Origin of the sequence: Pseudomonas syringae group sp. 247E2, assembly GCF_032587795.1 — a bacterium.
GTDB classification, from domain to species: domain Bacteria; phylum Pseudomonadota; class Gammaproteobacteria; order Pseudomonadales; family Pseudomonadaceae; genus Aquipseudomonas; species Aquipseudomonas amygdali.
The window spans coordinates 198,188-220,521 of sequence record NZ_JAWHPK010000005.1; the positions used below are offsets into that span (position 1 = coordinate 198,188).

Below are 22,334 nucleotides of genomic sequence, written 5' to 3' on the forward strand. Positions count from 1 at the left end.
TTTCCTTGTTCACTAAAGTCAGCAAAAGGAGAACACCATGAAGCTTTCCCGTCTGTCCGCACTCCTCGCCTGCGCCGCCGTCCTGGCCCCTTGGGGCGCTCAGGCCGCCATGGAAAAAACCGTGCAAGACACGTTCACGCAGGAGTGCATCGCTGCGGCGAATCAGCACAAGCAAGATGCCAAGGCCGCGCAGGCTCATTGCGATTGCAGCGCCCGGGTAGTGAACAAGGAGTTTTCTCAGCAGGAAATCGAAGCATTGAGCAGTACCGATAGCGCTCCTGCCCCTGCATTGACGCAAAAACTGCAGAAACTGGTTGCCGAAAACTGCACCAAATCAAAATAAATCATTTTTTTTAACGCAGTAAAGCAGCTGCCTGAAATGCCGAGAGCTGCGCCCCGCCGCCAACCTGAAAGCCTTGCAGAGCGGGGCTTTCAGCATATACCGAACAGTCTTGATGCGAGGCTGGCAGAGACATCATTTAGCCACTTTATGTGTATGACGCTTTGCATATGCAGCGACCCAGACTAAAGAGATCACCTTAGTAGCTGTCTTTTTGCGCATTTCGACTATGATAGGCCCGTGTGCCCAGTTGGCCTGAGCAGCACGTTATTGAAAATTATGTTTCTGGAGATACACCATGTCTAATCGCCAAACCGGCACCGTAAAATGGTTCAACGATGAAAAAGGCTTCGGCTTTATCACTCCACAGGGTGGCGGTGACGACCTGTTCGTACACTTCAAAGCGATCGAAAGCGACGGTTTCAAAAGCCTGAAAGAAGGCCAGACCGTTTCTTTTGTTGCTGCTAAAGGCCAGAAAGGCATGCAGGCAGAACAAGTCCGCGTTGACTGATTCATTCGGCGCAAAAAAACCCCGTCACTGACGGGGTTTTTTATGCGCCACAGAAAAGTGCCGACTCAACCGCAGTTGATGCGTGTCACCTTTCCCGAAGCGTCGGTATTAACGTTTACCCGCTCGGATCGGTATTCCAGCGTAACCATATCGTCAGGCCCGAGAATGCGGGCATCCTGAGAACCGGTACGGGCGCGCACTTGTGACAGAAGGTCGATGGACGCTGGCTTGCCGATTGCGAACTGGCCAAGCCCTGCGTCACAACGGCCGGGTATGGCGTTGGCGTTACTGGCGGATGCGGGAGCGTCTGCCTTGACGGACGCCTCAGCGCCCTTATCAGAGGACGTGCTGCTGCATCCTGCCAGCAACGACGCCACGACCACAAAACCCAATGTTGCGAACTTCCGGGGCATACACCCTCCTCTGCCAATAAAACATTCCAGACCTGTCCGACCGCACTCAGGCGCGTTGGTTGCACACCTCGGTTGAGAAGCCATCGGTAACCTGTTGATCTGCCTGGGCCGAGAGTCTGCCTTGGGATCACACAAGGCGCGCGGTGAAATCGTCACAAAACGTTTACAACCTATGGCCATAGACTCGGACTATCGGGATGAGATGTAAGTAGAAGTGTCAAAATGTGCGCGGGATGGTTTACTGCGAGAGACGCAAGCGCCGGGAAGCGAACAGCGTAGTGCGTGACCCTTTACTGGAGATCAACAGACATGACAGCCATAACTCTGGATGCAGACATCAAGGCCAGATGGCCTCAGGGCCACTGCTCGCACAGCCCTGGAAACCCGGAAGAGCTGATGATCATTGCCGTCGACCTGCTGATCAAGGAACTGGGCACCGAGGGTGCCCGCGCCTTCATCAGCCAAGTACTGAGCCGTTATGCCACGGCAGGGCTGCCGGTCTGATGCACCTGTTGCAGCCCGCGTGATGGGTTACTTCAGTCGCGCCAGACGCTCGGTCAGCAGATCGAAGAAACCCTGAGCGTCGCCATTCTCGACCCAGAATACATTCTGCGGCTGCTTGAGCGTGCCGTACCAGTCAGCCACCGTCTGGCCGAAACCAATGCCCTCGCGGGTGTCGACCGCAACGTTGATCTGCCGCCCGGAAAACAACTCGGGCTTGAGCAACCAGGCAATGACACTGGCGTCGTGAACCGGACCACCGGGCAAGCCGTAATGCTCCATGTCCAGTTTGACGTATTCATTGAGAATGCCGTCGACCAGCTTGCCGGCGTTATTGCCCAATGCGGCAATCTGCTTGAGGCGTTGTTCGCTGGTCAGGATCTTGTGGGTCACGTCCAACGGTACGTAAGTAAGCTTCACACCACTGGCCAGAACGATCTGCGCAGCATGCGGGTCAGCAAACAGGTTGAATTCGGCAACCGGCGTAATGTTACCGCCGTTGAAATGCGCGCCCCCCATGACCACCACTTCCTTGATGCCCTGGGTGATTTCCGGTGCCTGCACGAGCGCCAGCGCCAGGTTGGTCTGCGGACCGAGCATGGCGATAGTGATGCTGTGCGGCTTGGCCTTGCTCAAGGTGCGGATCAGGTAATCGACTGCATTACCGTCGGCCAACCCCTTGGCTGGCTCATGCACGGGCACGCCGGGCAACCCCTCCTGACCGTGAACGTTTTCGGCGTAGATAGGTGTGCGCACCAACGGTTTGGGCGCACCGGCATACACCGGCACTTCTTCACGCCCGGCCCATTCACGCGCCAGCCTGGCATTGCGCGAGGTCTTGTCCAGACGGACATTGCCGGCCACGGTGGTGATCGCCATCACGTTCAATTCTTCGGGTGACGCCAGCGCCAGCAGCAGCGCAACGACGTCGTCCGCGCCGGGATCGGTATCGATGATCAGATCACGCTTTTCTGCCGCCTGAACGGCAGCGCTACTCAGTATGGACAAGAGCAATGCTCCACGAATGAACTGTCTGGAAAACTGCATCAACGTCATATGAAACTCCCTTTCTTGATAGCTAGAACACAACTCCGGAAACCAGCGCCACATTACTGTACGGCTGGCATTCTCCGGTACGGATGATTGCCCTGGCCTTGCGGCTCAATACTTTCAGGTCCTCATGGCTTATCCAGCGCTGCTGACCCAATTGATCATCGAGGTTCAGGCTTTCGATGACCTGCAATGCGGGCGGCTTGACCTCGGCCATTTCGTTGGCCAGCACATGGCTTTCGACCTGCATCTCACTCAGCACCACGTCCAGCACACTGACGAAATCAGGTACGCCGCGAGTCAGCGCCAGGTCGACCAGCTCGACGCCTGCCGGTACTGGCATTCCAGCGTCGACGATCATCAGGATGTCGCCATGCCCCAGCGACGCAATGACGCGAGACAGGGCAATGTTGAGTAGCGGGGTCTTTTTCATAGTGAATCGAATTCCTTTACTTCCTCGAACGTCGGGATGGACGGCTGGGCACCCGCGCGGGTCACGGATATGGCTGCCGCGGCCTGACCGAAGCGAATGGCCTGCGATTCACTCTGACCCGCCGCCAGTGCTGCGGCAAAACCACCAACAAAGGTATCACCTGCAGCGGTGGTGTCCACGGCCTGTACACGACGCGCAGGGATATGTTCCACGCCCGCAGCACTGGCGAACAGGGTTCCGCGTTCACCCAGGGTAATGATTACGTTGCGCGCCCCGGCCGCCAGCATGGCCGCTGCCGCTTCTTCAGCCGCCGCCGAGGAGTCGACAGTCACACCGGTCAGGGTCTGCGCCTCGCTTTCATTGGGGATCAGATAGTCGATCAGGCCATACCAGTTTGCCGGCAAAGGCTCGCTGGCCGGGGCAGGATTGAGAATGACGGTCTTGCCCAGCGCGCGGGCGCGGGTCAGGGTGTGGAAAACCGTTTCAGTCGGCACTTCAAGCTGGCAGATGACGATCCCGGAACCCGCCAGCAATGCGTCGAAACGCTCGATCAATGCCGGAGTGAGCCGACCATTGCCGCCGGCAACAATGACAATTGCATTCTGACTGCTGGCGTCGACCACAATCGAAGCGATCCCGGTGGATACGCCTTCAACGACCGTCACGGCCTGACAGTCGATATGCTCGGCCAGCAATGCTGCACGCAGTTGCTCCCCGTAGGCATCGGCACCCACACAGCCGATCATCGCGACACTGCCACCCAGGCGCGCTGCGGCAACTGCCTGATTGGCGCCTTTACCGCCAGGCACGGTGTCGAACGTTTCCCCGCTCAGCGTCTCGCCGGGGCGCGGCAGACGCTGGGCGCGGATGACCAGATCCATGTTCAGACTGCCCACTATCACTATTTTTGCTTGCATGGCTCATTAATCCGTTGCTGTGCGTGCGCGTCATTCATTGGACAAAGTGTTCGGCGCTGCCGTGGACTCGCGCACCACGACGCAAGGCGTCACGAGTCTTTTTTCGACAGGAACTGTATGCGGTGCGGCGATTCGGTTTAACAACATTTCGGCGGCGGTTTCGCCCAGTTGCATGATCGATTGCCCCACGGTGGTGAGGGCCGGATAGACGTAGCGGCTCATCTGAATGTCATCAAAACCGATGACCGACAGATCCTGAGGCACGCGAATAGAACGCTCGGCGGCAGCGCGCAGCACACCGATAGCGATGACGTCGTTGCCGGCAAAGATCGCTGTTGGCGCATGCCCGGCCAGTAGCAGGCCCGCAGCTGCGTGGCCAGCCGAACTGGTAAATTCGCTGTGCACCGCCCAATCCGGGCCGACCTCGACAGATGCCTGCTGCATGGCCCGTCGATAACCCGCCAGGCGCATTTCGGCGACCATGCTGTCACGCGGCCCGCCAATGCAGGCAATGTGACGATGCCCCAGATCAAGCAGATGTCGGGTTGCCAGCCAGGCACCCTGCTCGTGATCGATGCGCACCATGTCAGCTTCGATGCCTTGCAGCTCGCGGTCGACGATTACCAGCGGCGTGCGCACCTCGGTGAGGCCACAGGCGACGCTGGCATCACCCGCCACAGACGAGACAATCAACCCGTCAACGCGCTTTTCCAGCAAAACACGCAAGTAACTGCGCTGTTTTTCCGGGTTGTCGTCGGAATTACAGAGGATCACGCAAAAACCGTTGCGCTCACAGTAGTCCTCGATGCCCCTCGCCAACTCGGCGAAATACGGATTCATGCCGTTAGGAATCAACAGGCCGATAGTCGATGTGCTCCTGGCCTTCAGCGAACGCGCCACGGCGCTGGGCACATAATCGAGCTGCGCGATGGCCGCCTCGACCTTGAGCCTGACCGGCTCGCTCACCGGCCGGGTCTTGTTCAGCACATGGGAAACCGTGGTGTACGAGATTCCCGCCAGCGCCGCGACATCCTTGATAGTCGCCATATCAGCCCTGGCGCCGTGCCCGGTGACTGCGGTAGGTGTCCAGCACCACTGCGATCACAATCACCGCACCAGTGATGATGCGTTTGGTCGGCTCGGTCGCACCGATCTGCGCCAGGCCTGCGGCCAGTACCGAAATGATCAGCACGCCGAAAAAAGTACTGATGATCGAACCGCGCCCGCCCATTAGGCTGGTGCCACCGATCACGACGGCGGCAATCACTTGCAGCTCAAGCCCGGCACCGGCATTCGGATCAGCCGCTTCCAGTCGCGATATCTGAAACAGCGCCGCCACACCGGCCAACAGGCCCATCAGCGAGAACACCAGAATCTTGTAGGGTTTGGGATTGATACCGGCCAGACGCACCGCTTCTTCATTGGTGCCGATGCCGATCAGGTAGCGACCAAAAACGGTACGGGTCAGCACCGCCTGAGCAATGAAAATAACCAGCAGTGCGATGATGAAGGACGGCGCGATACCGAACGCGATCGGGTCAGACAGCCAGGCGAACGAATCACCAATATAAGCGGTGCGGGAATTGGTCATCTGGTAGGCCGCGCCACGGGCCATCTCAAGCACACCGAGGGAGACGATGAACGAAGGGATGCGCCAGGCAACGGTAATGGAGCCGGTAATCGTACCGGCCAGGGTCGCGCAGGCGATGCCTAGCAAGGCGGCCGGGAACACACTCCAGCCCCAGCCCAGGATGGCCACACTCACAGCCGAAGCAGCCAGCGCCAGCACCGACCCAACGGACAGGTCGATACCGCCGATGATGAGGATCAGCGTCATGCCGACCGACAGCACCATCAGGTCAGGGATCTGGTTGGCCAGCATGCTGAATGTCTGATAGGACAGAAAGTGATCGCTGAGCAGGGAAAACAGCACGATCATCACCAGCAGCGCACCCGCCAGCCCGATGTAGGTGCCAAGACCAAAGTAATTGACGCCGCGACGGGCCGGCACGGTCAGCGTCGGAGAAGGAGTATTTTTCATGAGTCGTTCCTGGGCGCGGCGTCATTGAGCAGCGCGTCACGTTTCTGATAACCGGCAAAGGCAGCGGCAAGCAATTGGTCCTGAGTCCAGCTGTCGCGCTCGAACGTGTCCATCAGGCGACCGGCAGACAGCACACCGATACGATCGCAGATCAACATCAGTTCGCGCAGATCACTGGAAACCACCACCAGCGCCCTGCCCTGACGGGTCAATTCGGCCAGCAGCGCGTAGATATCGAATTTGGCACCGACGTCGATACCTCGCGTCGGCTCGTCGAACAGCATCACCGGGCAATCACGTTCCAGCCAGCGACCGATCACGACCTTCTGCTGATTACCGCCTGACAGCTCGGAGACCAGCTGGTCCGGACTGGAACTGCGAATACGCATGGCAGCCACCTGGCGCTGCGCCAACTTCAGTTCGTCATCGGTGTTGACCAGGCCTGCTCTGGAGATCGAATGCATATTACCCAGCGCAATGTTGGCGCTGATTGACTGTGACATCAGCAGTCCTTCGCTCTTGCGGTCTTCCGTGATCAGGGCAATACCGTGCTCCACGGCGTCCGAGGGTGAACGGATGGTGACGGCTTGCAGTGGCTGCCCAACTTCAATCGCACCACTGTCGGCAACATCTGCACCGTAGATCAGGCGCAGCAACTCGGTGCGCCCGGCACCGATCAGCCCGGAAATACCGAAGATTTCACCTCGTCGCACATCGAACGAAACATCCTGAACCTTGCCGGCACGACTGAGCCCCTTGACTGACAGCGCTACTTCGCCAATCTGCCGGGCGCCCATGTCCATGTGTTCGCCAAGTTCACGGCCGACCATCAAAGTGACCAGTTGCTCACTGTTGTAACGGGCAATCGGCTCGACGCACACCAGCTTGCCATCGCGCAGTACGGCTATGCGCTGAGACACTCTGGCAAGCTCCTCAAGCCGGTGGGAGATGTAGATGATCGAGACACCACGAGCCTGCAGCCGCGTGATCTGCTCGAACAGCATTTCCACCTCGCGTGAGGTGAGCATGGCAGTAGGCTCGTCGAGGATCAGCACATGGCAGTCGCCAACCAGGTTGCGAGCGATCTCGACCATCTGCTGATGACCGATCCCCAAATCGCCGACCAGCGTATCGGGATCAATAGCGTCCAGACCCACTTGAGCCATAGCCTTGATCGCATTTTCACGCAGGCGCTTGCGGTCGATCCAGCCAGCACGACGCGGCAGGTCGTCAAGGAACAGGTTTTCGGCAACGGTCAGGGTCGGCAGCAGGTTCAGTTCCTGCATGACCATGCGAACCCCGAGCTTTTCGGCCTGGGTACGACTCGCAGGTTCATAAGGCTGCCCTTGAAACTCCATGCGCCCGGTAGTGGGCGTCACCAGGCCGCCAATGATTTTCGACAAGGTGCTTTTACCGGCACCGTTTTCCCCGGTCAGGGCCAGCACTTCGCCACGCATCAACGTCAGATCGACGTCACCGAGCACGGGTTGAGCGTAGGTTTTACCGATGCCACTGACCGAAAGAACAGCTGTCTGAACAGACGCTGACATACATTTCTCCCAGCACCCGTCCTTCAAGGACGGGCACCTTTACGCGGCGTGGATCAAGGTTTGGTAACGAGTTCTACTGGCGTTTCGATGACGCCTTTTTCGTTGGTGTCGACCTTCTCGCCTTTGACCAGCTTCAACGCAGCTTCAATACCAAAGACCGCTTGTTTGGCTGCAAACTGGTCAGCAGTGGCCAACACTCGGCCGTCCTTGAGCATCGGTTTGATCGCGTTGATGTTGTCGTAACCCACGACCATGACCTTGCCAGCCTTGCCTGCTGCACGCACCGCAGAAACCGCCCCCAGCGCCATGCTGTCGTTACCGGCCAGCAGGGCTTTCAGGTTCGGGTATTCATTGAGCATCGCCGAAGCAACGGCGTTGCCCTTGTCGATTTCCCAGTTGCCGGACTGTACAGACACAACCTTCATCTGCGCTTTGTCCATGGCATCCTTGAAACCGGCGGTGCGTTGCTGAGCGTTAGTGGTGGTCGGCACGCCTTCGATAATGCCGACTTCGTCACCGCTCTTGAGCTGCTTGGCCAGGTAGTCGCCTACCAGCTCGGCACCTTTGCGGTTGTCCGGACCCACGAACGGGATCATCAGGCTTTTGCTTTTGAGCACGTCGGGATCAAGCTGGTTGTCGATATTGACGACTTTGATACCGGCGTCTGTAGCTTTCTTGAGCACCGGCACCAACGCCTTGGAGTCGGCAGGCGCGATCACCAGGGCGTCGACTTTGGAGACAATCATCTGCTCGACGATACGAATCTGCGCAGAGGTGTCTGACTCATCCTTGATTCCGTTGGAAATCAGGTCGAAGTCGGTGGCGTGCTCTTTCTGATAAGCCTTGGCACCGTCTTCCATAGTCAGGAAAAATTCATTGGCGAGCGACTTCATCACCAATGCGACCTTGGGTTTTTCAGGCGTCTGAGCGTATGCAGCAGAGAGGGGCATGACTGCCGTGACAGCAGCGAACATGGCGACAGCGAGAAGGCGTCCAGCAAATGGCAGCTTCATGAGTTCATCTCCGATCTTGTGATTATTGTTCGGGCGAACGACGCAGGGTCGATGCAAGGCATCAACACGCAAACGTTTGCGAGGGATGAACTATGAAAAAACCCGCAGGGTTTGTCAATCCGTCGGAAATGAAATCTGTTTGTACTGCTCGCCCCCAACGCACAGGGAACGAGCATTAGCGTTCAGTCGGATTTCACTCCTCCGGTCTGACCGTAGCCACTTCGTCGGCCTTGATTCGGACTCTCTTGCCGGAGATGTCTTCAAACTCGTAGAAACCATCACGACTCTTGGTCTTGGGCATGTCCTTGGTGATGTATTGTGTGCCGTTCTGAAGCGTGACGACCGAAGGCGTGGAACAGCCTGCCAGCAGTACAGCAGTTGCGGCCAGTAACGGAAACGTCAGTGACTTGATATTCATGCGCGACTCCGGGAGCGTTGGTTTTTCAAGACAATAGTGTGCCATTTCAAGCGCTTTATCTTACATAGATGTTGCGAAAGATCCGACACTGAAATACTGTATACCCGTACAGCTAAAATCAGGAACCCTATCCGTGGCCAAACAAACCGCAGCGACCGCCTCCACTCCCGGCCCTTACGAGCGCATGGGCATGCGGGTACAGAAGATCATCAACTCGCCTACCGCGCAGAAATCCAGGGCTGCCCTGCTTTTTCGTCAATCGGATGAGTCAGAGGACGACTGGGCGCAGCTTCTTGAAGAAATAGCCGAGAACGACAACGTCACCCTCGCCTGGCGCGACGATGGTGGTGTGCAAATATTCTGGACGTTGCCGAAGGAAGACTGACGGCATGATGTTTCGATTCTCGACACTGCTTTGCACCACCCTGCTCATCACCGCTTCATTCAGCGCTCAGGCCCAAGCTCCGCGTACTTTCAGCGAAGCCAAGAAAGTCGCCTGGGGGTTATATGCACCACAATCGACCGAATTTTACTGCGGCTGTAAGTACACCGGCAACCGGGTCGATATTGCTGGCTGCGGCTATGTCCCGCGCAAGAGCGCCAAGCGCGCCAGTCGCATTGAATGGGAGCACATTGTTCCAGCCTGGCAGATCGGCCATCTGCGCCAATGCTGGCAGAACGGCGGGCGCAAAAACTGCACAAAGACCGATGCCGTTTATAAACGCGCCGAGGCAGACCTGCATAACCTGGTGCCCAGCATCGGCGAAGTGAATGGCGACCGCAGCAACTTCAGCTTTGGCTGGATACCCGAGCAAAAAGGCCAGTACGGTTCTTGCCTGACGCAAGTGGATTTCAAGGCGAAAAAGGTCATGCCTCGCCCTTCCATTCGCGGCATGATCGCCCGCACCTACTTCTACATGAGCAAGCAATACAACTTGCGCCTGTCGCGTCAGGACCAACAGCTTTATCAAGCCTGGGACAAGACTTATCCTCCGCAGGCCTGGGAGCGCCAGCGCAATCAGCAGGTCGCCTGCGTTATGGGTCGGGGTAATGATTTTGTCGGCCCGGTAGACCTCAAGGCATGTAAATGAGGCTTGTTTCAAAACAGAAGATCTTCGTTTGGATGACCATTGGGTCATCCATTCATGCGTATGAGTGAATCCAAAACCACTCATCGGACAACTGGCAACCACATCTCGAAACAACGCGATTTTCGTTCTACGCTCTGAAGACAGCAACGTGACCGGAGAAGGCTTCTCGCGCATGCCCCACTGGAACAATCAAACTATTTTGATGGCATGCCGTCAGGCTTACGAGCAGGAAAGATGAATCATCAAACGGAATTTGAAATTCACTATCAGTTCAATGGCGAGCCTCGTTGCTTTCTGCACCAGACCAGGCAAATGTGCCAGTGCGACGCATTGCACTGCGCAACGCTACACGCCGGCGTCGGCACAGTGAGTGGCAATATGTCTGCTGGGCCGATAGGAATGGCGACCTTGCAAGCCGAGCGTTTTGGCGTAACAGAAGTAAGCTGGAAAAGATCTTCGCCGCAGTACTGAAACATCACCCCTGATCAAAAAAATGGCCTTTCGACAAGGCCATTTTTGTGTACATAAATCGCCAGACCACTGACGTTTAAATGGCAGGATAATCGCCTGTCCCCTCAGGCCAGGGCGTCAGCAGTTCAAAACCGGTCGAAGTGACTGCAACCATATGCTCCCATTGCGCAGACAATGAAAGATCGCTGGTCAGAACCGTCCAGCCATCCGGCAAGGTACGAGTACCGGCCCTGCCGGCATTGATCATCGGTTCGATGGTGAACACCATGCCCGGCTTTAGCCTGAGGCCCTTGCCCTGAGCGCCGTAGTGCAGAACCTGGGGCTCTTCATGGTACTTGCGGCCAATGCCGTGCCCGCAATATTCACGCACCACACTGAAGCCTTCACGATGAGCGATGCTCTGAATGGCATAACCGATATCACCCAGCGTCGCCCCCGGACGCACTGCATGAATACCGGCGCGGGTTGCTTCGTAGGTCGTCTCGACAAGACGTTTTGCCAAGGGGCTGACCTCACCGACCAGATACATACGGCTGGTATCGCCGTACCAGCCATCCTTGATGACCGCGACATCGATATTGACGATATCGCCATCTTTCAGAATATCGGTGGCAGAAGGTATGCCATGACAGACCACTGCATTGGGAGAGATGCAGGTGGTCTTGGTAAAACCGTGATAGCCCACATTCGCGGGAATCACTTTCAACTCCTTGACGATGTACTCGTTGCAGATATCGTCCAGCGCTTCGGTGCTCACGCCAGCCTTGACGTAAGGCGTGATCATTGCGAGTACATCGGCAGCCAGCCTGCCGGCTATGCGCAACTGCACAAGGTCCTGTTCGGTCTTGATACCGATGGCGCTGCTCATGAGGCCGCCTTGGAAAGGCTGGACGCAGAAAGCTCTGCAACGTTGAAGTTCGAAGCAGTCAGCACCGTGCCGCCTGCGTTCTCGATACGGATCAACATCTGGCAGATCTCGCTGTAATCCAGTGCCGGGTGCAATTCGGCAAGCATGCCGATGCGCATCCAGTGCTCAGCCTGCGCATTGATGGAGCGACTGAGCGCAACGCTGGCAGAGCGCAGGTTGGCGTGCATGTTTTCGGAAATCTTTACCAGACCCATGATTCACCTCAAATTGAATATATGAAGCATATACGTTACATATACTCACAATCAACCCGAGACGCATCATGGCCGCTACCAGCAGCACTATTCCATCGCGCTGGCCTGACGGAATTCGCCACTCGCGCGGGCTGCCGCAATGGCTATCGATACATCCTGCTCGTAGCCATTGAACTGACGCAGACCTGCCGCCAGCCGGAGGAAATCCTCACGCTGCATTTCATTGACGGTAGAGAGGGTACGATGCTGCTGGGCAACCGGGCTTTGTACTGACGTTTGCACTGACTTAAGGGACATGACAGACCTCATTCGTTCTTTACTGTTCATGCATACAGTATTTAGAACCGAGCGCCGACACAAGACTGACTGCGACGAATGGTCAGCGAATTTGTAAACGGCTCAACCGCCCGCCAGACCCTGCAAGCGCTCCAGATCAGCCTCAGCGATGTCGATACCGTGCGCCATCGACCGCGCACGCTCGCTGTAGCGTCGGTCCCCCGGCAGTCGCTCCTGCCCTGCCCCGTGGAGCTGCCTTACCAGTTCCTCGCTACGTAGTGCAAAATGCTGACCGCTGCCTTTGTCCGGATCGATGACGATCAGCAACTGACCTGTCCAGGGTGTCCGCGCGCCGGGATGCTTCGACCAGTCGAACTCAAAGGAGAAGTTACCGCCTGTCAGCCCTGCCGCCAGCAGTTCGACCATCATCGACAATGCGGACCCCTTATGACCGCCAAAGGGCAGTAGTGCCCCGCCATCGAGAATGGCGCGAGGATCTTCAGTAGGCCGGCCCTCGCGGTCCACGCCCATACCCGCTGGTAGCAATCGCCCTTCCCGCGCTGCGATCTGAACATCACCATGGGCAATGGCGCTGGTTGCCAGGTCGAAAACAACAGGCTCGCCCCCCGCACGCGGTGCAGCGAAGGCAATAGGGTTGGTGCCGAACAGGGGCTGACGCGCACCGTGTGGCACAACGCAGGTCATACTGTTGACCATGCTCAGGGCGACCAGCCCCTGTTCGGCGAAAGGTTCGACATCCGGCCACAGCGCGGCAAAGTGATGAGAATTGCGTATCGCCAGAACCGCAATCCCGGCACTGCGCACTTTGTCGATCAGCAATGAACTGGCCGCCGCCAGCGCAGGCTGGGCAAAGCCGTTGCCGGCGTCGACCCTGACGAATGCAGCACCGACATCCTCGATCAACGGCACTGCCTTGCCATCCACCCAGCCGCTGTTCAGCGATGAGATGTAACCAGGCATGCGAAAGATGCCATGACTGTGCGAGCCGTCGCGCTGAGCGCTGGCGCAGTTCTCGGCAAGCACATCGGCAACCTCCGGGGAGGTGCCGTGTGCAAGAAAGATCCGCCGCAACAAATCTTCCAGTTGCTGATATGAAACGGTCCGGACCGGCTGATCGTTAGGGATGGCGGACATCTGAGACTCCTGTTCATGTCATGGCAAGGTACCGGGAACAACCACACGAAATAACAGCACCGAGAGTAGCGCTGCAGGCCCTGCAAAAAAACTCCCTGCGCACTGCACGTACTCGATTGTCGCGGAAAGGTTTCAATGAGAGCTGCTTGCATTCACAAGGAATTACGCTGTGCGTTGACGGGTAATATCCTGCAAATGTTCTCTCTCCCTGACATCCAAGGGTAGAATGCGCCGACGGTATAGGCCGGAGCGCCCATGAGCGACCCTCTTTTCAGCAAGGCAGAACACGACGCGATCACCGATGCCGCTGCGCATTGGTGCATGCGCCTGCACGCCGAAGACTGCACCGCCGCAGAACGAAAAGCGTTCGAGCAATGGCTGAAAGCACATCCTTTGCATGCGGTGGAGTATGAGGCGATGCGGGAAGTCTGGGACATTACCGGACAAATCGAACCGCTCAATCCGGCCCCGGCACTCCCGATTCAGGCTACACAGAGCAACCAGCCCGTACTTCGTCGCAAGCGCCGCGTGGCACCACTCGCGGCTGCCGCGGCGGTCATTGCTCTGGCTGTGCCAGTCACCGGTTATGTGGGCTGGAATCAGGGCTGGCTGCCTGACACCTACGAGTCCTACAACGCCGATACCGCGACGCGTCTTGTGGTACTGGCAGATGGCAGCCGTGCCGAACTGAACCTCGGCACCGAGCTGACCTACGCCAACTACAAGGATCGACGCAGCGTCACGCTGAAAAAGGGTGAGGCGTTTTTTGAGGTCAGCCACGACAGCACACACCCTTTTGTAGTCGATGCCGGCAAGGGCAGCATCAAGGTCACGGGCACACGCTTCAATGTGTGGATGTATCAGGACCAGGTACGTGTAACGCTGGTCGAGGGCTCGGTTCAGGTCAGCAGTGATCGCGCACATCCGTCGTCAAGCCATCATCTTGACCCTGGCATGCAGGCCAGCTACAAGGCAGGCGACGACGCGCCCCTGATCAGCCAGACCGACACAAAGGATTCGAGCCTGGCGTGGCGTAATGGCAAGCTGATCTTCAATGATCTGCCTCTCAGCCAGGCCTTGCCACTGATCAATCGCTACCTGCAAACGCCTATTCTGCTGGCCGATACCGCAACCGGTGCCATGCGCCTTGGCGGCAGTTTCAACACGCGCGACCTGTCCAGCCTGCTGGCCTCTCTGCCCAAGGTGCTGCCGGTTTATGTCACGCAGAACCAGAACGGCAACCCGGTGCTCAACCGCCGGATACCCGACGCTCCGAAAGGCTGAGCGCTCTCGCGCACCTGACTGACGCAGAGCGATTTTGTATCCGCCGATAGCCGGATCAACCGTCCCTTCGCGACTGCCCGATCTTCATCTACCCTGAAACGCACAGCGCTGCGGCCACCCCGTGCGTGTTGGCGTTTTCATTTTTTTCCATTGATAACTGAGGTTTTGCTGCGCTCGTTCGTCTTAGTAACTGAGATTGTTTAAAAAAGCCTGAAAAGGAGTTTGTGGATGTTCAATCGCCAAGGAATCACGACTCGCACCCTGCTGCGCCAAACAGCACTGGCTGCGCAGGCACAGTCGCCCGCTCTGGAGACAGAGCGGCCCGGAAACGAGCACATCCGACTGCTCCTGAAAAGCTTTGGTCTGCGTACCAGCCTGGTCAGGCTCAAGGTGCTCGATGCGCTTCTGGTATCGAGCGAGGAAGGCCAGCCATTGGGAGTACGGGGCGTGCACAGCCAGCTGCTCAGGCTTGATGTACCGCTGTCGTTTCTAAGTGTGCGCGAAGTGCTCAAGCGCCTGTGCGATGAAGGCGTGATTCACCTCAATGACGACAAGACCTACAGCCTGCACCCTCGTGCCCGACAATGGCTGGGTGATGCGAGCAAGGATGGTGCCCAGTAAAACGGGCCTCGTCATCCTTGCCACTTGCCGCGCTTACCGCTTGACCTTGCGGCGCATGATCCCGTTAAGAATCACGACCAGTACGGCCACGCTGATTGCGATGTACTGAAAGGTTTTTTCGGTGATGACACCGCTGTTTTGCAGGTGCGACAAGCCCAGCATGATCGCCAGAACGCCGAGGGCGATCAGAATCGAGTAAATCAAACGCTGCTTGTTGGTCATAACGGTTTCCTGAATGCTCGTGAGCGGGCAGTTGGCACTGCCTGTTTGCGCGCATAGCTTACGCCGATGCGCGACGAATGGCATCGTCAGCCTGCCCTGCTCCTCTCCTTCGCATCCTTCACGCGCGCTCTATCAACCGCGTTGATTATTGTCATGCCGCGATGAACGTTGCCGTGTAAAACTCCCATGCTTTAATACCGCCCTGCTCAAACAGTGTGTTCAATTATTACCAAGGAGTTTTACATGCCCCATGAAGGCAGCCTGTTGCAGGCCGCAGTAGTGTTTCTACTCGCCGCCGTGCTGACAGTACCGCTGGCCAAGCGCCTGAAGCTGGGCGCGGTGATCGGCTATTTGTTCGCGGGAGTGATCATCGGCCCTTCGGTGCTGGCCTTGATAGGCGACACGGAGAGCGTCAGCCACATTTCAGAGCTGGGCGTGGTCTTGTTGCTGTTCATCATTGGTCTTGAGCTGTCGCCAAAGCGTTTATGGGTCATGCGCAAATCGGTGTTCGGCGTAGGCATGGCGCAGGTGTTGCTGACGGGCCTGGTCATTGGCGGGATCGCGTTGTTTGCCTTCGGCCAGTCGCTGAACACTGCGGTCATTCTGGGTCTTGGCCTGGCGCTGTCATCCACAGCCTTCGGCCTGCAGAGTCTGGCCGAGCGCAAGCAGTTGAATAGCCCGCATGGCCGGATGGCGTTCGCTATCCTGCTGTTTCAGGACATTGCAGCAATTCCCTTGATTGCCATGGTGCCATTCCTGGCCGGGGCCGATCACGCAATGGACACCGGCGAAAGCATTAACCACGGCCTGCGCGTGCTGGGCAGCATTGCCATTGTGGTGATCGGCGGCCGCTATTTGCTGCGTCCGGTATTTCGCATCGTTGCCAAGACCAAAATCCAGGAAGTCTCGACCGCCACTGCCTTGCTGGTAGTGATTGGTACGGCGTGGCTGATGGAACTGGTGGGCGTGTCCATGGCGCTGGGCGCATTTCTCGCCGGTCTGCTATTGGCAGACTCCGAATACCGTCACGAACTGGAAGCACAGATCGAACCGTTCAAAGGGTTGTTGCTGGGGCTGTTCTTCATCAGTGTCGGCATGGGTGCCAACGTCGGCTTGCTGCTCAGCTCGCCCCTCGCGGTGCTGGGCCTGACGCTGCTGTTGATCGGAATCAAGCTGCCGATGCTGTTCCTGATCGGTCGTACCGCTGGCGGTCTCAATAACCGCAGCGCGCTGCAATTGGGCCTGGTGTTGGCAGCCGGTGGCGAATTTGCCTTCGTGGTGTTCAAGATCGGCAGCGCTCAAGGGCTGTTCGAGGCCGGGCTGTACGACATGCTGGTGCTGACCATCACCTTGTCGATGGCGATCACGCCGTTGCTGTTCATTGCCCTGGCGCGCTGGATCAAACCCAGGATCAAGCCTGTCGAGGTGCCGGACGAGTACCGCGATATCCAGACCGACAAACCACGCGTGGTCATCGCTGGCATGGGCCGTATGGGGCAAATCGTAGCGCGGATTCTGCGGGCGCAGAAAATCCCTTTCATCGCTCTGGATACCGCTGTGGAATCGATCGAGTTTTCGCGCAGCTTCGGCAATGTGCCGGTGTTTTATGGCGACCCGCTGCGCCCGGAAATACTGCGTGCAGCCAAGGTTGATGAAGCGGAATACTTCGTCATTGCGACGGATGATCCGGATACCAACATCAAGACCGCCGAGTTGATCCGCAAGCTGTATCCACACATGAAGATCATTGCCCGTGCACGTAACCGCCAGCACGTCCACCGGTTGATGGACATTGGCGCTCATGCCGTGCGTGAGACATTCTATTCAAGCCTGGAGATGAGCCGTCAGACCCTGATGGGGCTGGGCCTGACCGAGGCACAGGCCGATGCGCGCATCAGCCGCTTCAAGCGCCACGACGAACAGGTGCTGGCCGCACAACATGAAGTGTATGACGACGACGCCAAGGTTCTGCAGACCGCCCGTGAAGCCAGGGCCGACCTCGCGCAACTGTTCGAGGCCGACCGTCTGGACGAAGAAGCCGCGAAAAGCTGATGTGCCAGACGCCGGGCGCTCAGCGTCCGGCGCAGGGTTCGGTCAGGCGTAAGGACTGTCCCAATAGCGCTTGTACATCCCGAGTTTTTTCTTTACGCCACGGGGCAGGCGCTTCTCCTGCTTGCTCAGCTTGTAGGCCAGCAGCTTCAGCGCATTACGTACGAACGACATGGGCCACCAGAGAATTCGCCGGGGGCCGAGGAATTTAAGCTCGGACTTGACGTAACGCATGCCCTCGCCGCCGATGCCGCCAAAGGTTTCGTAGATCCACGCTTCACGGGACTGGAACACACCGATATCAAAGTAACGGCAAAACTCCTCACGCAGGCTGTAGTTATGCGAGTGACGGCATACAGCCGAACCTTCATAGGCTGCTTTCCAGCCATCGATCAGCATTTTGGCGGTGACGTACATGTCTTCGGAAAGAATCACATGCCGGGGAAAGCCGCCAATCGCCCGCAACGCTTCACCGCGATAGGCCGCGAACGAGTTGGACATGAATGGCGTCTTGATGCCCAGCGTGCGTGCATCGGCCAGAGTCTTGATCTGCGACGTCGGAGGGTAATTGAACAACCGTGCATGCTGGGCCAGCAGGTTGGCGTTCTTGTGCGGCAATTGACGCCCGCAGACCGCGCCGACCTTGGGGTCGGCGAAAGGCAGCAGAATGTTGGCAATGGCATTGATATCTTCAACGTAGGCGTCTTGGGTCAGATAGACATAGACATCGTAGTCGGGATGCAAATCGACCATCATCTGCCGGGTGCCACCGTGGTTGAAGTCCTTGCTGTCGATGCGCAATACGTTGGCACAACGGGCTTGCGCCAGCTCCAGCGTGCCATCTGAAGAACTGGAGTCGACGATCAGTGTATCGAAGCTCGCAGTCTGCGTAGCCAGCGAGTCCAGTAGACGTTCCAGATCCTTGCGTCCGTTGTAGGTCGGGATCACACAAGCCACTCTCAATGGCGCCATAACAATACTCCAGGGCGAAGTCCGGTTGCCCAACTTGTCAGCGATGTTGAGAGTAGCTCATGCGTGCCCGCCCAACCATTAATCCACTCAGCCCAGCACTTCACTCAACGGGATGAAGTTGACCCAGTCCCCTTCGGCCACGGTTGAGCCTTCACGCACTTCAATCAGGCCGTCAGCCCAGGCAGCGCTGCGCAATACACCCGAGCTCTGGTTGCGATAGGCCACGGCCCTGCCCTGTTCCAGACGCCCGCGCAGGTATTCGCGACGATTGCCCGGGCGCGTCCAGACGAACCCTGCGGGTACCGGAAACTGCAACGGCGCCACGTCAATCACACCTTGGCGACGCAGCAGGTAAGCACGCGCCAGCAAAGCGAAGGTGACCAGCGTGGAGGCGGGATTGCCGGGCAGGCCAATCACCGGTACGCCACGAAAATGCCCGAAAGTCAGCGGTTTTCCGGGCTTGATGGCCAGCTTCCAGAGCGTCAGTTCGCCTTCCTCACGCAATGCGTGACCAAGGAAATCCGCTTCGCCCACCGAGACGCCGCCCGTGGAGAAGATCAGGTCGACATCGTGCAGATTCGCCAGCGCAGCACGAGTCTTCGCCAGATCGTCCGGCAGGATGCCTGCATCCACCACCTCGCATTCGAGCCGCTTCAGCCAGCTGCACAGCAACACCCGGTTGCTGTTGTAGATCTGCCCCGGCCCCAATGACTGACCTGGTTCAATCAACTCGTCGCCGGTGGACAGCACCGCGACACGCACCCGTCGGATCACCTCAAGCTCGGCGAGGCCCAACGAAGCGGCCAGGCCCAATTCAATAGGACCAAGCCGCGTCCCGGCCGCCAGTACGGTGTCGCCGACGCGGGTTTCCTGCCCCTGTGGGCGAATGTTCTGCCCAACGCTCAGCGGCTCGCTGAAGCACACGCGCTGATCCGCCAGCACCTCGGCGTTTTCCTGCATCTCGACGCAATCGGCACCTTCAGGCATCGGCGCACCGGTGAAGATTCGTGCACAGGTGCCAAGTGCCAGCGGCTCGGGTGCCTGACCGGCAAAGATGCGCTGGCTGACCGTCAACGGCTCGCCGCTCCAGTCCGCTACGCGCAGGGCATAACCGTCCATGGCGCTGTTCGGCCAGGGCGGCAGATCCAGAGTGGAGATCAGATCTACCGCCAGCACACGGCCTTCGGCATCGGCCAGCGGAACACGCTGGCGATCAGTGATCGGCGTGGCCTCGGCCATCGCCAGCAGCCGTGCGATAGCTTCTTCGACAGGCAGCAAGGTTTTCGGCTCGTTGTTCATCAGCACTCAACCACGAGTTGCACAGGGCTCGGCCTGCTTGAGGTGCGGCACGAAGTTGCAGGGCCGGAAGCGCGAATCCAGTTGCTGGGCGAGAATCCCGTCCCACGCCGTGCGTACCGCATTGGTGGAGCCCGGCAGGCAGCACACCAGGGTGCCATTGGACAGGCCCGCCAACGCACGGGACTGAATGGTCGAGGTGCCGATATCCGGCACCGAAATCTGCCGGAACAGTTCACCGAAACCATCGACCTGCTTGTCGAGCAAACACGCCACGGCTTCCGGCGTGCTGTCGCGACCGGTAAAGCCGGTGCCGCCGGTGATCAGCACGACCTGCACCTGATCGTCGGCAATCCAGGTCGCTACCTGAGCGCGGATTTTGTACAGGTCATCCTTGAGCAGCACGCGCTCGATCAGGCCATGACCGGCATCGGTCAGGCGGTCGACGAACATTTGGCCCGAGGTATCGGTTTCACGGGTGCGGGTATCGCTGACGGTCAGCACGGCGATATTCAGGGGTACGAAAGGTGTGTCAGCCTTGGCTTTCATGGCCTCATCCAGTTGTTAAGGAAACAGGCCGGTGTTATATCACAGCACTCCTTTTGACTGCCCGCCGAGTGTTTGATGAATGTCCCTGCCGCACTGCCTCCCTGCTCTATTCTGCTGCTGGCCGGAGGTCGCGGGCAGCGCATGGGCGGGCGTGACAAGGGCCTGATCGAGTGGCAGGGCAAGGCGCTGATCGAGCACCTGCACCGGCTGACCCGGCCGCTGACCGACGACCTGATCATTTCCTGCAACCGCAACATCGAGCGCTATGCGCAGTACGCCGATCAACTGGTGCAGGACGACGATGCCGATTTCAACGGTCCTCTGGCCGGAATTCGCGCCGCCCTGCCACTCGCCCGGCATCAGTGGTTGCTGGTTCTGCCCTGCGACGTACCTTTGGTCGATGAACCGTTGCTGCAAGCGTTACGCGAAAAGGCTGTTGAATGCCCGGAGCGACCAATAATGGTGCGTGAAGGCCAGCACTGGCAGCCGCTTTTATGTATGATCCCCATCGCTCACGCCGCAACGCTGGAAGCCGCATGGCAGGCCGGCGAACGCAGCCCGAGACGGGCCCTGGAACCGCTGCAACCAGTCGCCCTGCAACTGGAAGCTGGCGATCGACGCCTGGCCAACCTGAATACTCCCTGTCTGTTGACCGGGATCAGCGAAAACTGTGGCAAGTGACTGGCTATTGAACTTGCTGACGGTGTATACGGAACTTTGCCGACGGTGTATCCGTCTGAGAGTTCAGTAAATCAAGAATCCATCTGGAGACACAGTAATGAAACAACGGACCCTTCCCGCTGCCTTCCTGCTTGCATTGAGCATTGCCTCCCTCGCCGGCTGCGCATCGCCCACTGTGATCACCTTGAACGATGGTCGTGAAATCCAGGCTGTCGATACGCCAAAGTACGATGAAGAATCGGGCTTCTACGAGTTCAAGCAACTCGACGGCAAGCAGACCCGCATCAACAAGGATCAGGTACGTACCGTCAAGGATCTGTGATCCGGGCGTCGTGTGACTGATTTGAAAAACCCGCCGAGTGCGGGTTTTTTTTGGCCGTCAGCCCGGCTTTACCGCTTACCAGTCGAGTTCAAGCAGGCTCCCGAACTGACGCTGTTTACCGCTGAGCGGGTCGATGAAGCGCAAGCCCTTGGCCAGCAGCTTCAGAGGGTTTTGATAATCGTCGACAGGGTTCTTTACCACGTCCGGGTAGAACGGGTCGTTGCAGATGCCCGCGCCCAGTGCCGCCATGTGCACGCGTAGTTGATGTTTCTTGCCGGTCACCGGATAAAGCCCGTACCGCCACAATTGATCCTGCCGTTCGAGCACCTCGATCTGCGTCCGGGTATTGCTCGCCCCTGCTCCTTCCTGCATGCGAAAGAATGGTTCGCCTTCGACCAGACGGCTTTCGTGCAAACATGGAAACTCCAGCCCCGGCAACGCTGGCGCAATGGCTTCGTAGAACTTGTCGATCTGCCGGGTGGGAAACAGCGCCTGATAAGCCGAGCGCGTCTGCCGGTTGGCGGAAAACAGCACCAGCCCGGCGGTGTGCCGGTCGATACGGTGCAGCGGCACCAGATCGGGGTTGCCCAGGCGATGGATCAGACGGCGCAGCAACGTCTGCTCGACGTACTCACCTGCGGGTGTCACCGGCAAAAAGTGCGGTTTGTCCGCCACCACCAGATGCTCGTCGGCGTACAGAATCGTTTCAAGCACCGGGATCGGCGTTTCGTTGGGCACCTCACGGAAATAGTGAATGCGCAGGCCCTCGCGGTACGCAAGGTCAGGCGCGATGGCCTTGCCGTTTTCGTCCAGCACCCGTCCGCGGGCAATACGGTCCAGCCATTGTTCGCGGCTGATGGCGGTGAATTTCGCGCACAGGCAATCGAGCACTGTGGCCCACGCGCCTGGCGGCAGGTACAACGTGCTGGCTTGTTGCTGTGCGGCGCTGAAAACGGAATCGGGCATGTGCGGCGTGAACTCTGGCTGATCTGAAGCGGCTGGCCGTGGATTATCACTGATTAGGGCGATCACCGCA

At 58.3% G+C, this 22,334-nt stretch carries 29 protein-coding genes; 11 read left to right on the top strand and 18 right to left on the bottom strand.

Annotated features, from left to right (window positions below):
* Nucleotides 1-37 precede the first annotated feature (37 nt).
* The gene (locus RYC18_RS06915) at nt 38-343 is read left to right on the top strand and encodes a hypothetical protein (protein WP_058407607.1); all 306 of its coding nucleotides are present in this window, start codon (nt 38-40) and stop codon (nt 341-343) included.
* A gap of 295 nt (nt 344-638) precedes the next feature.
* On the top strand, nt 639-851 hold the full coding sequence (locus RYC18_RS06920) for a cold-shock protein (RefSeq protein ID WP_002553156.1): 213 nt from the start codon (nt 639-641) through the stop codon (nt 849-851).
* Nucleotides 852-916: 65 nt separating this feature from the next.
* Here RYC18_RS06920 and RYC18_RS06925 read toward each other — a convergent pair whose 3' ends face one another.
* A complete protein-coding gene (locus tag RYC18_RS06925) occupies nt 917-1,264 on the bottom strand; it encodes an I78 family peptidase inhibitor (RefSeq protein WP_005779800.1) in 348 nt (115 codons plus the stop codon).
* A 309-nt stretch (nt 1,265-1,573) separates the two neighbouring features.
* Between RYC18_RS06925 and RYC18_RS06930 the strand changes: the two genes are divergently transcribed.
* Entirely contained in the window at nt 1,574-1,768 is a 195-nt protein-coding gene (locus RYC18_RS06930; RefSeq protein WP_002553154.1) for a hypothetical protein, read from the top strand.
* Nucleotides 1,769-1,795: 27 nt separating this feature from the next.
* Here the strand turns inward: RYC18_RS06930 and RYC18_RS06935 are convergent, their stop codons facing one another.
* The 8 genes from RYC18_RS06935 to RYC18_RS06970 all read right to left on the bottom strand — a co-directional run bounded on the left by RYC18_RS06935 (nt 1,796) and on the right by RYC18_RS06970 (nt 9,187).
* Entirely contained in the window at nt 1,796-2,821 is a 1,026-nt protein-coding gene (locus tag RYC18_RS06935; RefSeq protein ID WP_057402304.1) for a nucleoside hydrolase, read from the bottom strand.
* A gap of 22 nt (nt 2,822-2,843) precedes the next feature.
* Nucleotides 2,844-3,248 (bottom strand): D-ribose pyranase, encoded by a 405-nt coding sequence (gene rbsD / locus RYC18_RS06940; protein ID WP_054076388.1) that lies wholly within the window; start codon nt 3,246-3,248, stop codon nt 2,844-2,846.
* Nucleotides 3,245-4,165, bottom strand: a complete 921-nt coding sequence (rbsK, locus tag RYC18_RS06945; RefSeq protein WP_004665169.1) for a ribokinase — start codon at nt 4,163-4,165, stop codon at nt 3,245-3,247. Before rbsK ends, rbsD begins: the two co-directional genes overlap by 4 nt.
* Before the next feature lie 30 nt (nt 4,166-4,195).
* Nucleotides 4,196-5,212: a LacI family DNA-binding transcriptional regulator gene (locus RYC18_RS06950; RefSeq protein ID WP_060403660.1), complete on the bottom strand. Its 1,017-nt coding sequence runs from the start codon at nt 5,210-5,212 to the stop codon at nt 4,196-4,198.
* A 1-nt stretch (nt 5,213) separates the two neighbouring features.
* Nucleotides 5,214-6,206: an ABC transporter permease gene (locus RYC18_RS06955; protein ID WP_316884629.1), complete on the bottom strand. Its 993-nt coding sequence runs from the start codon at nt 6,204-6,206 to the stop codon at nt 5,214-5,216.
* Nucleotides 6,203-7,756 carry a sugar ABC transporter ATP-binding protein gene (locus RYC18_RS06960; RefSeq protein WP_316884631.1) on the bottom strand — a complete coding sequence of 518 codons (1,554 nt, stop codon included), beginning with the start codon at nt 7,754-7,756 and terminating at the stop codon, nt 6,203-6,205. Before RYC18_RS06960 ends, RYC18_RS06955 begins: the two co-directional genes overlap by 4 nt.
* A gap of 53 nt (nt 7,757-7,809) precedes the next feature.
* On the bottom strand, nt 7,810-8,730 hold the full coding sequence (locus RYC18_RS06965) for a sugar ABC transporter substrate-binding protein (RefSeq protein WP_371875231.1): 921 nt from the start codon (nt 8,728-8,730) through the stop codon (nt 7,810-7,812).
* A gap of 232 nt (nt 8,731-8,962) precedes the next feature.
* Nucleotides 8,963-9,187, bottom strand: coding sequence for a YgdI/YgdR family lipoprotein (locus RYC18_RS06970; protein ID WP_002553145.1), 225 nt, complete (start codon nt 9,185-9,187; stop codon nt 8,963-8,965).
* Nucleotides 9,188-9,320: 133 nt separating this feature from the next.
* Here RYC18_RS06970 and RYC18_RS06975 point away from each other — a divergent pair, with 133 nt between their 5' ends.
* The 3 genes from RYC18_RS06975 to RYC18_RS06985 all read left to right on the top strand — a co-directional run bounded on the left by RYC18_RS06975 (nt 9,321) and on the right by RYC18_RS06985 (nt 10,749).
* Nucleotides 9,321-9,572: a DUF1654 domain-containing protein gene (locus tag RYC18_RS06975; RefSeq protein ID WP_316884638.1), complete on the top strand. Its 252-nt coding sequence runs from the start codon at nt 9,321-9,323 to the stop codon at nt 9,570-9,572.
* Between the two features lie 4 nt (nt 9,573-9,576).
* Nucleotides 9,577-10,278: an endonuclease gene (locus RYC18_RS06980; RefSeq protein ID WP_004665158.1), complete on the top strand. Its 702-nt coding sequence runs from the start codon at nt 9,577-9,579 to the stop codon at nt 10,276-10,278.
* A 234-nt stretch (nt 10,279-10,512) separates the two neighbouring features.
* Nucleotides 10,513-10,749: a DUF6555 family protein gene (locus tag RYC18_RS06985; protein ID WP_039847515.1), complete on the top strand. Its 237-nt coding sequence runs from the start codon at nt 10,513-10,515 to the stop codon at nt 10,747-10,749.
* Between the two features lie 76 nt (nt 10,750-10,825).
* Here the strand turns inward: RYC18_RS06985 and map are convergent, their stop codons facing one another.
* From map to RYC18_RS07005, 4 genes are all read right to left on the bottom strand, one after another.
* Nucleotides 10,826-11,617: a type I methionyl aminopeptidase gene (gene map, locus RYC18_RS06990; RefSeq protein WP_002553141.1), complete on the bottom strand. Its 792-nt coding sequence runs from the start codon at nt 11,615-11,617 to the stop codon at nt 10,826-10,828.
* Entirely contained in the window at nt 11,614-11,871 is a 258-nt protein-coding gene (locus RYC18_RS06995) for a ParD-like family protein (RefSeq protein ID WP_002553140.1), read from the bottom strand. Before RYC18_RS06995 ends, map begins: the two co-directional genes overlap by 4 nt.
* Before the next feature lie 87 nt (nt 11,872-11,958).
* On the bottom strand, nt 11,959-12,168 hold the full coding sequence (locus tag RYC18_RS07000) for a hypothetical protein (RefSeq protein ID WP_004662355.1): 210 nt from the start codon (nt 12,166-12,168) through the stop codon (nt 11,959-11,961).
* Between the two features lie 102 nt (nt 12,169-12,270).
* Nucleotides 12,271-13,302: an Ldh family oxidoreductase gene (locus tag RYC18_RS07005; RefSeq protein ID WP_057404372.1), complete on the bottom strand. Its 1,032-nt coding sequence runs from the start codon at nt 13,300-13,302 to the stop codon at nt 12,271-12,273.
* 255 nt (nt 13,303-13,557) lie between these two features.
* Here RYC18_RS07005 and RYC18_RS07010 point away from each other — a divergent pair, with 255 nt between their 5' ends.
* Both RYC18_RS07010 and RYC18_RS07015 read left to right on the top strand, forming a co-directional pair.
* Nucleotides 13,558-14,586, top strand: a complete 1,029-nt coding sequence (locus tag RYC18_RS07010; protein WP_010203203.1) for a FecR family protein — start codon at nt 13,558-13,560, stop codon at nt 14,584-14,586.
* Nucleotides 14,587-14,814: 228 nt separating this feature from the next.
* Entirely contained in the window at nt 14,815-15,207 is a 393-nt protein-coding gene (locus RYC18_RS07015; protein ID WP_002553137.1) for a Fe2+/Zn2+ uptake regulation protein, read from the top strand.
* Nucleotides 15,208-15,240: 33 nt separating this feature from the next.
* Here RYC18_RS07015 and RYC18_RS07020 read toward each other — a convergent pair whose 3' ends face one another.
* Nucleotides 15,241-15,429: a hypothetical protein gene (locus tag RYC18_RS07020; RefSeq protein ID WP_005779813.1), complete on the bottom strand. Its 189-nt coding sequence runs from the start codon at nt 15,427-15,429 to the stop codon at nt 15,241-15,243.
* 243 nt (nt 15,430-15,672) lie between these two features.
* On the opposite strand from RYC18_RS07020, the gene RYC18_RS07025 reads away from it, so the two are divergent.
* Nucleotides 15,673-17,481, top strand: a complete 1,809-nt coding sequence (locus RYC18_RS07025; protein WP_005746783.1) for a monovalent cation:proton antiporter-2 (CPA2) family protein — start codon at nt 15,673-15,675, stop codon at nt 17,479-17,481.
* A gap of 42 nt (nt 17,482-17,523) precedes the next feature.
* Here RYC18_RS07025 and RYC18_RS07030 read toward each other — a convergent pair whose 3' ends face one another.
* From RYC18_RS07030 to moaB, 3 genes are all read right to left on the bottom strand, one after another.
* Nucleotides 17,524-18,450 (bottom strand): glycosyltransferase, encoded by a 927-nt coding sequence (locus RYC18_RS07030; protein ID WP_002553133.1) that lies wholly within the window; start codon nt 18,448-18,450, stop codon nt 17,524-17,526.
* Between the two features lie 87 nt (nt 18,451-18,537).
* Entirely contained in the window at nt 18,538-19,749 is a 1,212-nt protein-coding gene (gene glp, locus RYC18_RS07035) for a gephyrin-like molybdotransferase Glp (protein ID WP_316884650.1), read from the bottom strand.
* A 6-nt stretch (nt 19,750-19,755) separates the two neighbouring features.
* A complete protein-coding gene (gene moaB, locus RYC18_RS07040; RefSeq protein ID WP_002553131.1) occupies nt 19,756-20,295 on the bottom strand; it encodes a molybdenum cofactor biosynthesis protein B in 540 nt (179 codons plus the stop codon).
* A 75-nt stretch (nt 20,296-20,370) separates the two neighbouring features.
* Between moaB and mobA the strand changes: the two genes are divergently transcribed.
* Together mobA and RYC18_RS07050 are read left to right on the top strand one after the other, a co-directional pair.
* Nucleotides 20,371-20,976 (top strand): molybdenum cofactor guanylyltransferase MobA, encoded by a 606-nt coding sequence (gene mobA / locus RYC18_RS07045; RefSeq protein ID WP_316884653.1) that lies wholly within the window; start codon nt 20,371-20,373, stop codon nt 20,974-20,976.
* Nucleotides 20,977-21,073: 97 nt separating this feature from the next.
* Nucleotides 21,074-21,298, top strand: a complete 225-nt coding sequence (locus tag RYC18_RS07050; protein WP_002553129.1) for a YgdI/YgdR family lipoprotein — start codon at nt 21,074-21,076, stop codon at nt 21,296-21,298.
* A gap of 75 nt (nt 21,299-21,373) precedes the next feature.
* Here the strand turns inward: RYC18_RS07050 and RYC18_RS07055 are convergent, their stop codons facing one another.
* A complete protein-coding gene (locus tag RYC18_RS07055; protein ID WP_316884654.1) occupies nt 21,374-22,264 on the bottom strand; it encodes a pseudouridine synthase in 891 nt (296 codons plus the stop codon).
* Nucleotides 22,265-22,334 lie beyond the last annotated feature (70 nt).

What these genes read in the sequence shown, in the direction of transcription:
- RYC18_RS06915 (WP_058407607.1), top strand. Translation starts at nt 38, where the DNA reads ATGAAGCTTTCCCGTCTGTCCGCACTCCTCGCCTGCGCCGCCGTCCTG.
- RYC18_RS06920 (WP_002553156.1), top strand. Translation starts at nt 639, where the DNA reads ATGTCTAATCGCCAAACCGGCACCGTAAAATGGTTCAACGATGAAAAA.
- RYC18_RS06925 (WP_005779800.1), bottom strand. Translation starts at nt 1,264, where the DNA reads ATGCCCCGGAAGTTCGCAACATTGGGTTTTGTGGTCGTGGCGTCGTTG.
- RYC18_RS06930 (WP_002553154.1), top strand. Translation starts at nt 1,574, where the DNA reads ATGACAGCCATAACTCTGGATGCAGACATCAAGGCCAGATGGCCTCAG.
- RYC18_RS06935 (WP_057402304.1), bottom strand. Translation starts at nt 2,821, where the DNA reads ATGACGTTGATGCAGTTTTCCAGACAGTTCATTCGTGGAGCATTGCTC.
- rbsD (WP_054076388.1), bottom strand. Translation starts at nt 3,248, where the DNA reads ATGAAAAAGACCCCGCTACTCAACATTGCCCTGTCTCGCGTCATTGCG.
- rbsK (WP_004665169.1), bottom strand. Translation starts at nt 4,165, where the DNA reads ATGCAAGCAAAAATAGTGATAGTGGGCAGTCTGAACATGGATCTGGTC.
- RYC18_RS06950 (WP_060403660.1), bottom strand. Translation starts at nt 5,212, where the DNA reads ATGGCGACTATCAAGGATGTCGCGGCGCTGGCGGGAATCTCGTACACC.
- RYC18_RS06955 (WP_316884629.1), bottom strand. Translation starts at nt 6,206, where the DNA reads ATGAAAAATACTCCTTCTCCGACGCTGACCGTGCCGGCCCGTCGCGGC.
- RYC18_RS06960 (WP_316884631.1), bottom strand. Translation starts at nt 7,756, where the DNA reads ATGTCAGCGTCTGTTCAGACAGCTGTTCTTTCGGTCAGTGGCATCGGT.
- RYC18_RS06965 (WP_371875231.1), bottom strand. Translation starts at nt 8,730, where the DNA reads ATGTTCGCTGCTGTCACGGCAGTCATGCCCCTCTCTGCTGCATACGCT.
- RYC18_RS06970 (WP_002553145.1), bottom strand. Translation starts at nt 9,187, where the DNA reads ATGAATATCAAGTCACTGACGTTTCCGTTACTGGCCGCAACTGCTGTA.
- RYC18_RS06980 (WP_004665158.1), top strand. Translation starts at nt 9,577, where the DNA reads ATGATGTTTCGATTCTCGACACTGCTTTGCACCACCCTGCTCATCACC.
- RYC18_RS06985 (WP_039847515.1), top strand. Translation starts at nt 10,513, where the DNA reads ATGAATCATCAAACGGAATTTGAAATTCACTATCAGTTCAATGGCGAG.
- map (WP_002553141.1), bottom strand. Translation starts at nt 11,617, where the DNA reads ATGAGCAGCGCCATCGGTATCAAGACCGAACAGGACCTTGTGCAGTTG.
- RYC18_RS06995 (WP_002553140.1), bottom strand. Translation starts at nt 11,871, where the DNA reads ATGGGTCTGGTAAAGATTTCCGAAAACATGCACGCCAACCTGCGCTCT.
- RYC18_RS07000 (WP_004662355.1), bottom strand. Translation starts at nt 12,168, where the DNA reads ATGTCCCTTAAGTCAGTGCAAACGTCAGTACAAAGCCCGGTTGCCCAG.
- RYC18_RS07005 (WP_057404372.1), bottom strand. Translation starts at nt 13,302, where the DNA reads ATGTCCGCCATCCCTAACGATCAGCCGGTCCGGACCGTTTCATATCAG.
- RYC18_RS07010 (WP_010203203.1), top strand. Translation starts at nt 13,558, where the DNA reads ATGAGCGACCCTCTTTTCAGCAAGGCAGAACACGACGCGATCACCGAT.
- RYC18_RS07015 (WP_002553137.1), top strand. Translation starts at nt 14,815, where the DNA reads ATGTTCAATCGCCAAGGAATCACGACTCGCACCCTGCTGCGCCAAACA.
- RYC18_RS07020 (WP_005779813.1), bottom strand. Translation starts at nt 15,429, where the DNA reads ATGACCAACAAGCAGCGTTTGATTTACTCGATTCTGATCGCCCTCGGC.
- RYC18_RS07025 (WP_005746783.1), top strand. Translation starts at nt 15,673, where the DNA reads ATGCCCCATGAAGGCAGCCTGTTGCAGGCCGCAGTAGTGTTTCTACTC.
- RYC18_RS07030 (WP_002553133.1), bottom strand. Translation starts at nt 18,450, where the DNA reads ATGGCGCCATTGAGAGTGGCTTGTGTGATCCCGACCTACAACGGACGC.
- glp (WP_316884650.1), bottom strand. Translation starts at nt 19,749, where the DNA reads ATGAACAACGAGCCGAAAACCTTGCTGCCTGTCGAAGAAGCTATCGCA.
- moaB (WP_002553131.1), bottom strand. Translation starts at nt 20,295, where the DNA reads ATGAAAGCCAAGGCTGACACACCTTTCGTACCCCTGAATATCGCCGTG.
- mobA (WP_316884653.1), top strand. Translation starts at nt 20,371, where the DNA reads ATGAATGTCCCTGCCGCACTGCCTCCCTGCTCTATTCTGCTGCTGGCC.
- RYC18_RS07050 (WP_002553129.1), top strand. Translation starts at nt 21,074, where the DNA reads ATGAAACAACGGACCCTTCCCGCTGCCTTCCTGCTTGCATTGAGCATT.
- RYC18_RS07055 (WP_316884654.1), bottom strand. Translation starts at nt 22,264, where the DNA reads ATGCCCGATTCCGTTTTCAGCGCCGCACAGCAACAAGCCAGCACGTTG.